Genomic DNA, 13853 nt, shown 5'->3' on the forward strand with positions numbered 1-13853 from the left:
GGGTTGAAACCCCGCTCTTCCACCGATGAGGTCAAAGGCGGGGCCGGACGCCGGGGCCCCCGGTTCCTCAGCATGACCCTCAAACTGGGGCGGGTCGGAGCCTGCGGCTGCTTAGCTGGTGGCCAGCGGTGGCTTGGGACGGGTGCTCTCGAAGTCGGCGAGGGCTGGGTCTTCATCGCGCTGTCCCAATTGCTTGGACATGGAGTTCATCGAGGCTTCTTCGGGCGCCTGGTCTTCCACGGAGCCCTTCTTCAGGTCGTTATCGTCGGGACTGATTGTAGCGGGAGGCAAGCTCATGCAAGTTCCTCATCCCCGAGAAACACGCCGGGGGATGGCTCGACCTTACCGTGCTGCGCCGGCGCCGTCTGTTCCAAACGAACCATCGGATGCAAAGGTGGGGTGCGATGGATCCGCGCGCGCAGCCCTCGGATGAGGATGCGGCAGGGAGGCCGCAATAGATACCAGGTCCCACAAGCTAGCAGCAACAAGGCCGCCACGGGCGCCGCCAGCATCAGGAGCAGAACCACGCAGGCCACGCATTCACGGAGCACGAACATTGGCAACCTCGGCCCTTCAGAGAGGCCATTTTCGGTGAGGCCCTTGCGGCCGCCACCGGCCACATGCCGCTAAACACTGCGATGGCTGTACGCACCGGCTGGTTGTCCGGATGCGTACGGCCTCGGTGAACGAAACGCTCACCCCGCAGAGAACCACCCCGCCTCTGTTTTTAGGCGGAGTACTTGGTGCGGGGCCGGGCGCGTCCCGATCGCAGATCGATCAAGAATGAAAGCTCAGCAGCAAAGCAAGCGCGAAGCTTCGCGACCAAGGGCGGGTGAAGAGGAGATAGAGCTGCGGCACGCTGCAGTCGATGAACACCGGGACGCTCCCTAACTTCAATCGCGCTCCCGAGTATGGGGCCGCGTCGGGCGCATGTCTGGTCACAACTGACCACGGGTGCGCTTGAGCAGTTGTGACCAGACGCGCGCCGGCGCGGCTGCTAGCGTGGGGTTGTTCCATGAGGCGTCTCGCGAATGAACCGTACCGCACCCATCCAGTCCCTCCCGTCTCGGCTTGCGATCGTGTTCCTGGCTGCAGCCGTGTGCGTGCTGCCCGCGCTCGCCCCGGCAGACGACGGTCACGCCAAGCGCGCCACCGAGACTGCGAACGCACGGGATGCAGTGGCTGACACGCAGGAGCGGCAATGGGCCGCCGAGGCCAGTGACGAGAAATGGGAGCGCGACCCTGTCACCTTTAGCGCGCGTGAACGCGAGACCATACGCATCCACTACCGCGCGGTCGCTCCCGGCCTGCCGCAGCGCAACGACTTTCCCCCAGGCCCTCCCCCAGGCCCTGCTTCAGCGCTCCGCAAACCGTTGCAGCGCAACACCGTGCTGCCGCCCCGGCTGCAGCAGCGCCTGCAGCCGCTTGCGCTCGACGTGGAACGCAGCTTGAAAGTGCTGCCCCGCGGCTATTCGCGCGGCTTGCTGGGGCAGGACGTGCTGCTGGTCGAGAACCGTACGCAACGCATCATAGATATCGTACGCGATGTCACCGGCCGCCATTGAGCCCGAAGCGGCCGAGAGACGCAAACGATTTTTGAGGAGTTGCACTGTGAAAAGATCAACCATCGCTCTGACACTGATTTGTCTTCTAGCCCTCCCCTTGTTCGCCGCTCCTGGGACGGGCTGGGATATTGTCCGCGCCACTTACGGCTCGGGAAATAGCTGGGTCGACGTGACCGAGCGTGTCCGCTCGCTGGTCCAAAACGACATGCTGAATTTCAGCGTGGGTCGAGACACGCTCGGGCAAACGGGCCAGTGGGGCCGCAATCGCATCCTGAGGCTCCAGCTGAGAGATGCGCGCGGCAACAACAGGCTGGTCATCTATCGCGACCGGCAGCAGGTCAACCTGCAGGTCAACACCACGTACCTCAGCCGTCTGCGTATCAACCGCGCCACCTATGGCTCGGGATATCGCAGTGCCGACGTCACCGCGCGGCTGAACTCGCAGATCCAGGGCAATCAGCTCAACCTGCGAGTGAACAACGACACCATGGGTGGTGATCCCGCTCCGAACCAGTCGAAGACACTGACCGTCGCATACGCGTTGGACAGCCGCACCAACCAGGTCGTGATCAACGAAGGCGACATGCTGCGCCTCAACAACAGCACCGGTACCAACACCGGCCGGCTGCAGATCACGCGCGCCGTCTATGGCGTGGGCAGCCGCTGGGCCGACGTCACCAATCGCCTGAACTCCCAGATCCAAGGCAATCAGCTGCGCATGGATGTGAACAACGACACCATGGGTGGCGATCCGGCGCAGAACCAGAGCAAGACGCTGCGCGTGGACTACACCTTCGATGGCCGCACCAACCAGGTGGCGGTCAATGAAGGCGACACGCTGCAACTGAATAGCGGCACCAGCAACAGCCGCTTGCAGATCACGCGCGCGATCTACGGCGCGGGCTATCGCAACTCCGATGTCACCGCGCGGCTGAACTCGCAGATACGCGGCGACCAGCTCAACTTGCAGGTCAACAACGACACCATGGGCGGCGATCCGGCGCAGAACCAGAGCAAGACGCTGCGCGTGGACTACACCATCGATGGCCGCACCGGCCAGGTGGCGGTCAATGAAGGCGATACGCTTCGCCTGAACAGCGGCACCAGCAACAATAACGGCAGCCTGCAGATCACGCGCGCTACGTATGGGTCGGGCTATCGCAACTCCGACGTCACCGCGCGGCTGAACTCGCAGATACGCGGCGACCAGCTCAACTTGCAGGTCAACAACGACACCATGGGCGGGGATCCCGCTCCGAACCAGTCGAAGACGCTGACCGTCGCATACGCGTTGAACGGCCGCACCAACCAGGTCGTGATCAACGAAGGCGACATGCTGCGCCTACCCTTTGGCGACACCAGCAACAATAACGGCAGCCTGCAGATCACGCGCGCTACGTACGGCGCGGGCTATCGCAACTCCGACGTCACCGCGCGGCTGAACTCGCAGATACGGAACGACCAGCTCAACTTGCAGGTCAACAACGACACCATGGGCGGGGATCCCGCTCCGAACCAGGCGAAGACACTGACCGTCGCATACACATTGAACGGCCGCACCAACCAGGTGGTGATCAATGAAGGCGACATGCTGCGCCTGCCCTCGAGCAACACCAGCCAGCTCTCGCAGCGGGTCCGCTGCGAGTCGACCGAAGCCAGCGGCTACCAGCGCAACTACTGCCGCGCGGACACGCGCGGCGGCGTTCGCCTCAGCCGCAAGCTGAGTGATTCGGAATGCGTCCAGGGCTCCGGCTGGGGCTATGACGCGGGCGGCGTGTGGGTCGACCGCGGTTGCAGCGCCGACTTTGAGACCGGGAACGGCGTCTCCTCGGGAGCTTCGACGACCATCCCGAGCGGAACGGAACTCTCCGTCCGGACCAATGAAGTGATCGACTCCAAGACGGCGGAAGCCGGCCAGACCTACTCCGCGGTGATCGTTAACGACGTTCGCGATGGATTTGGCATGGTCACGATCCCCCGCGGCTCCGACGCCGAGCTGGTGATCCGCAGCGCGGACGGCGGCAGCGTGGCCTCTTCCTCCGACCTGGTGATCGACATGAACTCGGTCACCGTTGCGGGAACCAGATACATGGTTAGCACGAATGACCTGGAGCAGCGCGGTGGCACGGGCGTGGGCGCGAATCGCAGGACCGCGATCATGGTGGGGGGCGGGGCAGCGCTCGGAACCCTGATCGGCGCCCTGGCGGGCGGCGCGAAGGGTGCGGCCATCGGAGCAGCCGCGGGCGCCGGTGCGGGTCTGGGCGCCCAGATCCTGACCAGGGGTAAGCAGGTGCGCGTGCCGGCGGAGACGGTGCTCAACTTCCGGCTCGATCAAGACGTTCGTTTCCAGGCCTTGCGCTAGCGGCTGAAGAGCAGGAGACAATCTTTGTTGGGAACCATTTCTTATCATCGTCGTGATCCTGATGCTCCTCGGAGCGCTTCCACGATGGGACCACAGCCGTTCCTGGGGCTACTTTCCCAGCGGCGGCCTCGGGTTGGTGCTGGTGATCGTGGTAATCCTGATCTTGTTGGGCAGGGTCTGACCCACCCAGCGATGGATTCGATGGGCAGGGTAGTGACCCTGCGAGAAGCACAACGCAGCCGGCATAACGGCGGCGAATCGCAAGCCACAGCCGGGAGGCTGTCACGATGAAGAAATCATTAATGTTGGTTGTTGTCCTCTGCCTGGGAACGTTGTCTTGGGCGGACGGACGTGAAGACGCGCGCGACCGCCTCACCAAGGCCGGCGTAGTGCTGGGCGAGATCATGTCCGCGCCCGATAAGGGCATCCCCCAGGAAGTGTTGAATAACGCCAAGTGCATCGCCGTAGTGCCGAACCTGATCAAAGGCGCGTTCATCTTCGGCGGCAAGCATGGCCGCGGCGTCGCTACCTGCCGTACCGCGACGGGCTGGAGCGCGCCGGCGTTCATCTCCGTCGGAGGTGGAAGCTGGGGATTGCAGATCGGCGTGCAGGGCATCGACCTCGTCATGGTGGTGATGAATGACCAGGGCATGCAGCACATGCTCTCGAACAAGTTCCAGGTGGGTGGCGACGCCGCTGCCGCCGCCGGACCAGTGGGACGCCATGCTTCTGCCGGCACCGACTGGAAAGCCGATAGCCAGATCCTTACCTACTCGCGCTCCAAAGGCCTCTTCGCCGGGATCTCGTTGACCGGTGCGGTGGTGCAGCAGGATAACGATTCCACCCGCGCCATCTATCACAAGCTCATCAACCAGCGCACCATCTTGAGCGGATCGATCGCGGCGCCGGCAGTGGCAGCGTCGTTCATGACCGCGGTGCGCAACAGCAGTGCGAGCGCGCGTGCAGCAGAGAAATAACAAGTAGAGCCGGTTCCATCCGGCAGGACACGCAATATCCCTGGCAGCCTTCCGCACAACGCGGGAGGCAGGCCAGACATCAAAGTTTGCCAGTATTAGTTAGCCAGCACCAGAGGAGGACAGAGAGTGGACAGACTGATTCCTACGACCGAGATCGCTCACCAAGGTGTCCTCCCCTTCTTCTTACGCTTGATGGGGTGGGGGTGCAGTCACGACAACTACACCGTGCCTATGCGGCTGCCGGGTGGAACGGAGCTCACGGTGAGCTGCCTGCAGTGCGCCACCAGGTTCCGGTATGACTGGGACCGGATGGCGCTGGCCGACCGCCGCTCGAAGCCCGCGCAGCCAGACTATGGGCAACGCGCGCTTGCGCAGCCGCAATCAATCACCCAGGGCACGACCCTGGTCAGTGCGCTCAGTGACGCAACTTAGCGCGGAAATAGGAGATACAGAAAATGCTTTGGACAATCGTTGCGATCCTCTTGATCATGTGGCTTCTCGGCTTTGGCTTCCACTTCGGCGGCAGCCTGATCCACCTCTTACTGGTGATAGCGCTCATCGTCATCGTCGTCAACCTGCTGAGCGGACGCCGCGCGGTGGACTAGAGAGCCGCCGGCCAAGAAAACCGAGTTAAGCAAGGACTGGGCTCTGCACTGCTGAACCTGGCAAAGCTCGCGCCGGCGAAGGCTAAAGCTCGGCAGAGTCTACGTCGCCTTTTAGCTAAAAGAAAGCGTGTTCCAATGAAGCTACTGTTCTGGTTCGGTGCTGTGGTGGTGCTGCTGGGGTTGCTGTCGCTCGTCGTCCCGATCCCGCACAATGAGCGCGAGGGTTTCTCCGCCGGCAACATGTCGGTGAGCGTGAAGACCCAGTACAACGAGCGTGTGTCACCGCTGGTGAGTTGTGTGTTGATCCTGGGTGGCGCTGGAATGATGATCGCCGGCCGCTCGGCCGTGCGCAACGCTACCGCTTGAAGCCGATTAGGCGAGCGCGGAGCGAGCGCTGGTTACGGAGCAGGCGCGCGATCCTCAGGGCGAGGACGAAGCAGCCCGCCGTGGCGAGCGCTGCGGAGCCCTCAAAATATTGATCTTGGGGAACATTGATCGGGGAATGGCGGCCGCGTCCGCGGAGCCGCCCAGCAAGGTATCGAGAGACCTGCGTCGGCAGGCCCGCTAGTGGGCCGGCGCCGCACTTGGAACAGACGCCCGCAGCTGCTCGATGTTCTTCAGCGTCTTCTTCCAGTCATTGGCCTCGCGTTTGGTGGCAGTGACCGCGCCGGGATCGGCGTAGAACTCGAGAATGTTGTGACGCAGGTCCGGCGACACGTCGGCGAACTTCGCATCCGCCAGCTTGCCCAGCAGCTTGGCGTAGGTCTCATCCGTCAACCGGTATTCGCCAGCGCGCGTGGGCTTGCCGGTATCGAAGTCGGTGTTCGCGAGCGCCAGCTTTCCCGCCGAGAGCTGTTGGAGGTAGATGCGATACTGGTCGACCGTAGCGTTCACGCTCTTCAGGTACAAGGTCTCGGTCTCGGGACTCGGCATCTTGAACGATAGCGCCTTGAAGGGCCCGATCTTGGGCAACAGCAGGAAGAACGCGGCGAGGATGCGCGCTCCGATCCCCGGCTTCTGGTATTCCTTCCCCCACTCCTTTTCGAAATCGGCGCGCTTCAGGTTGTAGAGGAACTTATCTTTCGCGAAGCTGGGATCCTCTTTGACCATGTCGTCTTTCTTGAGCAGCAGCGCCACGCGCGTCATCTCAGGGATGATGCTGCTGATGGACCGGCGAAAGCTTCCGATGGACATATCGAGATTGGCGAACACATCTTTCAGCTCCACGCCGTAGGTCTTGCGGAAGGCGCGTTCCAGCACTGGTTTCGATATCTGGAAGCCGATGAAATCGTGGTAGCGGTCGCTGGTATAGCGCTGCTTCGCCACCTGCACCACGTCAAAGCCGAACTCCGTCTGGATGTGCGCCTTCGGATTTTGCTCGAAGGTCACCGTCGGGCCATACTTGGTCCGCAGCTTGGGAAACTCCTGCGCCACGGCCGCGTTCACCGACGGATGTCCGGTGATGTCGGCGGTGTAGTGCGCCAGCGCCCCGAGCGCGAAGGCATACTCGTTCACGTCGCTGGCTTCTGACAGCAGCGCCAAGACAAAATCACCGCTGCGCACGTAGTGCACCAGGTCGCTGAACCCGCGGTTGCCGAAGGGGTAGTAGCCCATGTCCTGGATCAGGCATCCGCCATAGGCATAGGCGTGCGCGAGGTGCAGCTGCTCGGCCGTGGTGCCGGGATATTTTTGCAGCAGCAGCGGCGTGATCTGGTCCTTCCACAACAGGTCCACGATCTGCTCGTGCGTGAGTACAGAATAGCCCGCGCTGGGCTGGCTGAGCGAGCACAGTAATACCGCCAGCATCACCCACATGGTCATGCCGCGTCGAAAGGATTTACGCATGGCACCCACCCGTCTGCTGAGTCCGTCAGCCGTCGTGATCCCAAGGTTGAAAAGCATGAATCGCCGGCGGGCGAGATCAACGCGCGAGGCCCACCAGCACCGACTGGATCTGTCCGACAAGGTGCCGTCGTACCTGGGGCGGAAAGGAGTCAAGCAGCGTCTTGAGCTCCTCGAGCACGCGCACGCGCTCGTGGCCTGGCTCGGTCCTGGTCATGGCTCGCGCCCCGTTGTCTCTCGTCATCGCCGCTCCTTAGACTTACGGCCGCGCGATGCAGCGGCAGCCGCGGCTCATCGGGTCGGTCCGTCACTCGTACCGCCTTACAAAAGAGCACGCAGAACACTTCTGGAGATGGAGATTATGGTTGCCGGGCATTTTCCTGTCTGTTCACAAGTACACACCCCGCAACCTCTCGCGGCGCCTCCGCAAGACATCGCCTCTGCAAAAACGATGAAGAAAAGGCCGCCCGGGGAGGGCGGCCTTGAGTGTTCAGGGGTACGCGAATGCGGCGGCAGAGCATTTCGGTTACAGCGATCTGAGGAATTCCACCAGCGCATTCTTCTCCGCCGCACTGAGGTTCAGGTGCCGGAGTCTGTTGTAGTGCTCGACCACTTCGTCGAGCGTGGCAAAACGTCCGTCGTGATAGAAGCCGCCCTTGGCGTGGGCAAAGAGGCCGCGCAGGGGCGCGGTGCGGTACTTTTGTTCGCCCGGACTGCGCTTTGCCTGGAAGTCGTCCACCCCGATCTCCGAAGCCGCGTGCAGGTTCCAGCCGGGCTCGGTGAATAAAGGAGGCACGTGGCAAGTGGCGCACTGCGCCTTGCCTGCAAAGAGGGCCTTGCCGCGCTCGGCGGCGGGCGCATCGAAACTGCCGCTCGCCGGTCTGGGTGCCGGCAATGACAACTGGTAGTAGTGCAACGGCGCGAGTTTCTCGCTCACCAGGTCGGGTTTGCCGTGCGTGTTTGCGAGCCCCGTCTTCGCTGCGATCTTTTCGCCGGCGAGCCGCGGATCGACGAAGGTGCCGCTGCCGTGCATCTGCGTGACCGCTACAAAGGCGTTCCAGTATGGGATGCCACCACGCGAACCTGACCAGGTGTGGTTGTTCACACCCGCCAGGCCGAACGCCGGTGGGATCAGGGTTGCGGCTGCCTTGCCGTCCGGACGCAGGGCTTTGCCGTCGACGTTGAGCGCGGCGTCATACTTTCCGGGTCCCCAACTCGCGAGCACTTGCTTGACGGTGGCGACGTCTACGCCCAGTTGATCTGCGATGGGCTGGAGGTTGGGCGCCAACGCGATGATGCCGCCGATGTTCAGGTCGCGATTCGGCCAGCCGTCCCGGCGGCGACCGATGCCCGGCATGAACGAATCATCCACCGTGGAGTGGCAGAGCGCACATTGGACGCCCATCGAGGTGAGCTGGCCGGCACCATCGAAGCGTCCGGTGACGCCGACGACAGCGTTCAGCTTGAGCAGGGCGAGCGTGGTCGCGGGATCGTCGAGGTCGACCTTGCCGGCCTTGATCTGCGCGACCAAGTCAGCGGGCAGGGCGTCTGCATCCACTTTCAGGCCGACAGCGAGCGCGGTCTTCGGACTCACGCCTCCGCCCACGCCCCCATTTTTCTCGCCCGCAATGGCTTGATGCAGGCGGAGGGTGCCGCCCCAGAAGGCTTCGTCCCCGAAGGTCTCGTAGCGAAAGATGCGCTTGCCGTCATCGAACATCTGGGCGCGGGAACTCTCGACGTCAAGATCGAAGCCGGCCGCCGGCTTGGCGGGCGCCGACTCGGGCGGCCTCTGCTGCCGAACGAAGAAGATGGAAGTGAGCGCTGCGACCAGGATAAGGGCGGCAGGTAAGAGTCCGAGGACGATGGCGTCCATGCCCGCCAGCGTGAACCGCAAGCCGTGATGCAGTGTCTTGTGCTTCGCCATGGCTACACCTCGGAGCAAAAACCAGGGCCGGGAGTGCTCTCCGGACCTTCGCGGCATGATGGCCGCGATGATGGCGCGCATCCGGCGATGCGGGGGAGGCCGCGCCCCCACTGCTTGCTGGGCGCGGCCGGAGGAGCTGGGCCGGAGGGGTCCTATTTCCTGGCTTTGATCATGGTCTCATCCACCGCTGTCGTGCCGGGGTCGTTGAAGGTCGCGCCTTCAGGAACGATCCAGACTTCGACCCGCATCCCACCTTCGCGGGTACGGACCTCGATGCGGCTCGGGTCGATGCCTTTCTGGTTCTCGCCCGCGGTGAGATAGAACTTGGCGTTGACCGCACGTTGCGCGGCCAGGTCTTTGCCTTTCTCGCCCGCCTCGGACTCACCGATGATCACGGCCTTGGAGTTGGGATCATGCTGCAACAGGTCGGCAACCTGATCGAGCGCCGCCTTGCAAGCGTTGTCCACGCGCGCCGGCTTGGCCGGGTTGGAGAACGAGCAGTCGGTGATCTTTCTGGCCTGCGGCAGCGACGGAACATTCACCTCCACCGCGGTGCTTCCCACGGCGGTGAGGCCGCGATCGTCGCTGCAGGTGGCGCCCACGTTGATGGTGCCGGCCGGAACGCCGGCGGTATTGAGCCGGGCGGTGTTGCCTTCCGCAGGGGCCAGCTTACCGCTGCTGGCGTTCCATGCGCTGAGGGTTACCGGACGGTTATCCGGACTCTGGCAAGAACAGGTGATCACCGACTCCTCGCCCGACATCACGGTGGCGGGATTGGGTGAGCAAGAGATGGTGGGAGGATTCTGCGCCGGTACCCGCACGGCGAAGGTGGAACTGCATTGCGCGACGTTGCGCTTATTGTCGGTAGCGCGGGCGGAGACGGTGTAGCTGCCGGCTGCGACGCCGGCGGTGTCCACGGTGGTCTGGGCGCCGGTGCCAGCGACCTTGCCGCCGGTGGAGCTCCAGGCGTAGGTCAGGGTGCGACCAGAGCGGAAGCCGGAGGGCGTGGCGGTCACGGTGACCGGCTCGCCTGCCATCACTTCGCTAGGGTTGAGGCTGCATGCGAGCGACGGCGTAACGTCCGGCGGATAACCCCACATGAAGGTCACGCCGGTCTGCGCGCGCAGGCCGCGAATGTCGGTGGAGTCGACTGTCGCTTCCGGCTGGAATTGGTGGTTGGAGAAAACGAAGTCGGCGCGCACCAGGCGCAGCCCAAAATGCCTGGTGATGGGAACGTCGACGCCGCCACCGAGCAAGAAGCCCCACGAGCCGCTCGATCCGACCAGCGGCACTTCATCCTCGGTAAGACGATGGTAGCCGACGAGGGCCTCGGCGAAGGGCGCGAAATGCTTGCGGCGATAGGTGAATTTAGGTCCGATGGAGAGGTTGTAGAAGTTCGCATCGTCAAGCATGAGCAATTGCAACGGGGTCTCGCCGCTTCCCCACGGCGTGCCGCTGAAATCGGCGGTGAGTCCGAACCAGTGATTGAAGTTATAGGTAATGGCGCCACCGATGCCGCGCGGATTCGACTCCTGATTGGCGTTGACGAACGGATTGATGGCATGTAGCCGCGTGTTGGGATAGATGACGGACCATCCGGCAAAGGCCTCCCACTTCGGGTAAGGGTCGTCTTGCGCACGCGCCAGGTCGCCGAGGAAGCACAGGGCCACGGCCAGAACGATCACCTTGATTGCGAGCGACCCAAGTTTGCTGAGCATGTGCGAAGACATACGAGTATTCCTCCGAAGGTCTAAGAACATCAAATCCAACTTTTCCCAACCGCAGTGGACCAGCCTCAAGCTGGTCCACTATCGAACGTCTTACGGACAGGGAGGCACGTTCACTTGATTGCTGTCCAAGGTGACTGCGCCTATCCGCGCCAACGCTCTGCCATTCAGCACGGCGCCGGTGGTAAGCGTGATGGATGCCTGGGCCATGATGGTTCCTTGGAAGATCGAGTAGGTTCCCAAGGTCGCGGAACTGCCCACCTGCCAGAAGACGTTGTGAGCATTGGCGCCATTGATCAGGATGATCTGGCTGGCGGGCGCTGCAGGCGGCGGTGGACCGGCTGCGGTGGTGAGCGTGGACAAGATCTGGAAGATCCAGGTAGCGTTCGGATCGCCGCCACCATCGAGGGTGAGGTTCCCGGTGATTCCCAGCGAGGGCTGGGCGACCGTCGTCGTATAGACGCCCGCCGGGAGGGTCACGCCTCCGAGGTCCGCGGGGAGGACGGCGCCTCCGGGCATGCCCGCGGCGGCGTTATACGCCACGGTCAAGTCGCCCTGGGCGGCCATGGCAACCCCATCGCCAGCGTGCAGCGTGCCGGTCAGTGTTCCCGGCGGGAACCCAGTGATCGCACTTCCTGCCCATACCCCCACATCTCCGGTGACGTTGGTGCCGGCGCTAACAACATTGGTAACCGTACTACCGGCCAGAATGCCGAAACCGCACGCTGTTCCCAGCACTATGGGTGCGGGCGGTGGCGCACACGCAAGCGCGGTGGTGAAGGTCCAAACGAAATTGGCCGGCAGCGTTTGCCCAAACGTGTTAGCCGCCCCGGTGGTGATGGTGGCGGTGTAGTTGGTGTTCAGTGCAAGCGGTACCGTGGGGGTAAAGGTGGCGACGTGGGTAACCGCGTTGTAGGTGACTGTTCCGGCCACGGCCGTGGGACCCGGCGAGCTCAATGTGAACGTAGCGGCGTTAATGGTCGCGGCGTTCATCGGCTGGTTGAAGGTTGCGCTGACAATGGCGGTGCTGGGGCAAATACCTACGCTGCCGTTCGGCGGAGTCACAAAGATCACTGCGGGCGGTGGACACGCCGGAGGGGTGGTGAAGCTCCAGGAGAAGGGGAAGACCATGTGGTTGTCGAAAGTGTCCGTCACTCCGGTGGTGATGGTGGCGGTATAGAGGGTGGTAACGGCAAGCGGGAGTGTGGGCGTAAAAGTAGCGGTATTGGTCGCCGCATTGTAGGTGACCGCCCCAGACACGCTCGCCCCGCCGGGCCCGGCCAAGGTGAACGTAGTGGCGTTGATGGTGGTAGGGTTCATCGGCTTGCTGAACGTTGCCGTGATCAGACCGAGGCTGGGGCAGACCCCGACCGAGCCGTTCAGCGGGGTCATCGCGATCACCGTCGGCGGCGTGATGAGGGGAGGAGGGCCCAACGGGTTCAGATCGGCGTCACCGCAACCAGTGCTGAAGATGATGGAGAACGCCGTGAGGCAGGCCATAAATGCGAACTTGAGACCGCTAGATTTGCGCATGCGCGTCGTCTCCTTCGAATCGCGGGGAATGATGCTCGCCGCTCCGCTGCGCCGGCGAGCGTTTCTGTTCGATGGCGCACGCAGAGGACGCAAGTATCAGGGGTAACCCAGAGCAGTTCTGTGCAGTATTGCTCACTCAAGGCCCAATCTTGCTCAGGGGGGTCACAGGAGCGGCTCACTCCCAGAAAGGGGGGCGCCGGGGGGCCAGAAGGGCCGGGGAGGGGTCGTGGCGCGATACGAGTCGCCTCGTCCTCCTCTCTCCGCCTACCGCCCGACGCGGATCTTGGAGAGCGAGTGGATCAGCCCGAACGCATTGGCCAGCCAGAACACCACGCACAGCACTACCACCACATTCAGGATCATCTTGATGGTGGACTGCATGGGGATGAAGCGGTTGATCAGCCACAGGGCGACGCCTACAACGATCAGGACTCCTAGCAGTTCCAGTAACGGCATGACGCTTCACCTTTCCGGGATGTCGAGGGTGACATTAGGAGACTGCGGAGCGGAGGTCTGCTCAAAAGTGACCAGCCGGGAAGTCAGAACAGATTGTCAAAGAGCGAGACCGGTAGCTAGCTACCGGGCGTTAGTCACCGAGGGCTAATCACCGAGAGCTAATCACCGAGGGACTGCTTCTCGTCGCCAGCCGCCGACGCTTCCGAGCGCGGACGCTTCTTTCTTTGCGTATCCCCCGAGCCGGCACCCGGCAATCTTCTTCTGCCAGTAACGGTACCTTGGTGCATGTCCCAACGACAGCTCGCGCTGATGTCCGCTTAGGACTAGCCTCCGGGGCAGGCCACTACTAATCCAGACATCCTCAATGCCTGCCTTACCAGATCGCATAGACCGATTGGTTCACGAGCTGCTCGCGGTGAACAGCAAGTTGGAAGCAGCGCTGCGTGAGGCCGAGAGCAGACCAGACTCCGAGCTGTTGCTGCAGCATGCGGGCTTGCTCAAATCGTTCAAGGGCGCGGTAGACCACACTCGGCATCTGCTGTGGCCGTACGTGTTGGGCAGCGAGCAGAACGCGGAGCAAAACATCATGCAGGCGATGCAGGTGTACCGGATGGAACGCATCAAGCAGATGCTCACCGCGGTCCGGCGCGACGACAGAGCTTCGGACAGCGTTAAGCTGTTTCTCTCAGAAGTTCAGAGACTGGCGGAGCAGTCTGATTCGAGAACGAACTAGGTCCCCAATCGGGGATGCCAAGGGAGCATCTGTCCTTGACCCTCTCAGGTCTGTCCTGATCGCAGATCCGGCGCGAGCAAAGCCGGCTCGTATGGGGCGCCCGGCGGAGCCTTCGGCAGAGTGGAAGCG

14 protein-coding genes and 2 pseudogenes are annotated in these 13853 nt (G+C 63.0%); 8 read left to right on the plus strand and 8 right to left on the minus strand.

Going from position 1 to position 13853, the window contains the following annotated elements:
- Positions 1-111 precede the first annotated feature (111 nt).
- Positions 112-297, minus strand: a complete 186-nt coding sequence (locus M3P27_13100) for a hypothetical protein (protein MDP9269244.1) — start codon at positions 295-297, stop codon at positions 112-114.
- A gap of 734 nt (positions 298-1031) precedes the next feature.
- Between M3P27_13100 and M3P27_13105 the strand changes: the two genes are divergently transcribed.
- From M3P27_13105 to M3P27_13135, 7 genes are all read left to right on the plus strand, one after another.
- Positions 1032-1565, plus strand: coding sequence for a hypothetical protein (locus tag M3P27_13105; GenBank protein ID MDP9269245.1), 534 nt, complete (start codon positions 1032-1034; stop codon positions 1563-1565).
- 97 nt (positions 1566-1662) lie between these two features.
- Positions 1663-3927, plus strand: coding sequence for a DUF3011 domain-containing protein (locus M3P27_13110; GenBank protein MDP9269246.1), 2265 nt, complete (start codon positions 1663-1665; stop codon positions 3925-3927).
- A gap of 61 nt (positions 3928-3988) precedes the next feature.
- On the plus strand, positions 3989-4108 hold the full coding sequence (locus tag M3P27_13115) for a DUF3309 domain-containing protein (protein ID MDP9269247.1): 120 nt from the start codon (positions 3989-3991) through the stop codon (positions 4106-4108).
- Between the two features lie 106 nt (positions 4109-4214).
- Complete coding sequence (locus M3P27_13120; GenBank protein ID MDP9269248.1) at positions 4215-4904, plus strand: lipid-binding SYLF domain-containing protein; 690 nt, start codon at positions 4215-4217, stop codon at positions 4902-4904.
- A gap of 225 nt (positions 4905-5129) precedes the next feature.
- On the plus strand, positions 5130-5336 hold the full coding sequence (locus M3P27_13125; protein ID MDP9269249.1) for a hypothetical protein: 207 nt from the start codon (positions 5130-5132) through the stop codon (positions 5334-5336).
- Positions 5337-5359: 23 nt separating this feature from the next.
- Positions 5360-5509: a lmo0937 family membrane protein gene (locus M3P27_13130; protein MDP9269250.1), complete on the plus strand. Its 150-nt coding sequence runs from the start codon at positions 5360-5362 to the stop codon at positions 5507-5509.
- A 135-nt stretch (positions 5510-5644) separates the two neighbouring features.
- Positions 5645-5875 carry a hypothetical protein gene (locus M3P27_13135; protein MDP9269251.1) on the plus strand — a complete coding sequence of 77 codons (231 nt, stop codon included), beginning with the start codon at positions 5645-5647 and terminating at the stop codon, positions 5873-5875.
- Between the two features lie 198 nt (positions 5876-6073).
- Here M3P27_13135 and M3P27_13140 read toward each other — a convergent pair whose 3' ends face one another.
- The 7 genes and pseudogenes from M3P27_13140 to M3P27_13170 form a co-directional block, all read right to left on the minus strand.
- Positions 6074-7354, minus strand: coding sequence for a zinc dependent phospholipase C family protein (locus M3P27_13140; GenBank protein ID MDP9269252.1), 1281 nt, complete (start codon positions 7352-7354; stop codon positions 6074-6076).
- A gap of 76 nt (positions 7355-7430) precedes the next feature.
- Positions 7431-7595, minus strand: coding sequence for a hypothetical protein (locus M3P27_13145; protein ID MDP9269253.1), 165 nt, complete (start codon positions 7593-7595; stop codon positions 7431-7433).
- A 282-nt stretch (positions 7596-7877) separates the two neighbouring features.
- Positions 7878-9275 carry a hypothetical protein gene (locus M3P27_13150; protein ID MDP9269254.1) on the minus strand — a complete coding sequence of 466 codons (1398 nt, stop codon included), beginning with the start codon at positions 9273-9275 and terminating at the stop codon, positions 7878-7880.
- Between the two features lie 868 nt (positions 9276-10143).
- A pseudogene (locus M3P27_13155) lies at positions 10144-10242 on the minus strand (DUF4190 domain-containing protein).
- Between the two features lie 292 nt (positions 10243-10534).
- Positions 10535-10993, minus strand: a pseudogene (locus M3P27_13160) (hypothetical protein).
- 102 nt (positions 10994-11095) lie between these two features.
- Positions 11096-12535, minus strand: a complete 1440-nt coding sequence (locus M3P27_13165) for an ice-binding family protein (protein MDP9269255.1) — start codon at positions 12533-12535, stop codon at positions 11096-11098.
- Positions 12536-12799: 264 nt separating this feature from the next.
- Positions 12800-12991, minus strand: a complete 192-nt coding sequence (locus tag M3P27_13170; protein ID MDP9269256.1) for a hypothetical protein — start codon at positions 12989-12991, stop codon at positions 12800-12802.
- A 364-nt stretch (positions 12992-13355) separates the two neighbouring features.
- Here M3P27_13170 and M3P27_13175 point away from each other — a divergent pair, with 364 nt between their 5' ends.
- The gene (locus tag M3P27_13175; GenBank protein ID MDP9269257.1) at positions 13356-13724 is read left to right on the plus strand and encodes a hypothetical protein; all 369 of its coding nucleotides are present in this window, start codon (positions 13356-13358) and stop codon (positions 13722-13724) included.
- Positions 13725-13853: the final 129 nt, after the last annotated feature.

The organism is Acidobacteriota bacterium (assembly GCA_030774055.1).
Taxonomy (GTDB): Bacteria; Acidobacteriota; Terriglobia; order Terriglobales; family Acidobacteriaceae; genus JACPNR01.

Bases quoted from the DNA above. Each gene is read 5' to 3' on its own strand.
- M3P27_13120 (MDP9269248.1), top strand. From the start codon at position 4,215: ATGAAGAAATCATTAATGTTGGTTGTTGTCCTCTGCCTGGGAACGTTG.
- M3P27_13130 (MDP9269250.1), top strand. From the start codon at position 5,360: ATGCTTTGGACAATCGTTGCGATCCTCTTGATCATGTGGCTTCTCGGC.
- M3P27_13140 (MDP9269252.1), bottom strand. From the start codon at position 7,354: ATGCGTAAATCCTTTCGACGCGGCATGACCATGTGGGTGATGCTGGCG.
- M3P27_13170 (MDP9269256.1), bottom strand. From the start codon at position 12,991: ATGCCGTTACTGGAACTGCTAGGAGTCCTGATCGTTGTAGGCGTCGCC.
- M3P27_13135 (MDP9269251.1), top strand. From the start codon at position 5,645: ATGAAGCTACTGTTCTGGTTCGGTGCTGTGGTGGTGCTGCTGGGGTTG.
- M3P27_13100 (MDP9269244.1), bottom strand. From the start codon at position 297: ATGAGCTTGCCTCCCGCTACAATCAGTCCCGACGATAACGACCTGAAG.
- M3P27_13175 (MDP9269257.1), top strand. From the start codon at position 13,356: ATGCCTGCCTTACCAGATCGCATAGACCGATTGGTTCACGAGCTGCTC.
- M3P27_13105 (MDP9269245.1), top strand. From the start codon at position 1,032: ATGAACCGTACCGCACCCATCCAGTCCCTCCCGTCTCGGCTTGCGATC.
- M3P27_13150 (MDP9269254.1), bottom strand. From the start codon at position 9,275: ATGGCGAAGCACAAGACACTGCATCACGGCTTGCGGTTCACGCTGGCG.
- M3P27_13165 (MDP9269255.1), bottom strand. From the start codon at position 12,535: ATGCGCAAATCTAGCGGTCTCAAGTTCGCATTTATGGCCTGCCTCACG.
- M3P27_13145 (MDP9269253.1), bottom strand. From the start codon at position 7,595: ATGACGAGAGACAACGGGGCGCGAGCCATGACCAGGACCGAGCCAGGC.
- M3P27_13115 (MDP9269247.1), top strand. From the start codon at position 3,989: ATGCTCCTCGGAGCGCTTCCACGATGGGACCACAGCCGTTCCTGGGGC.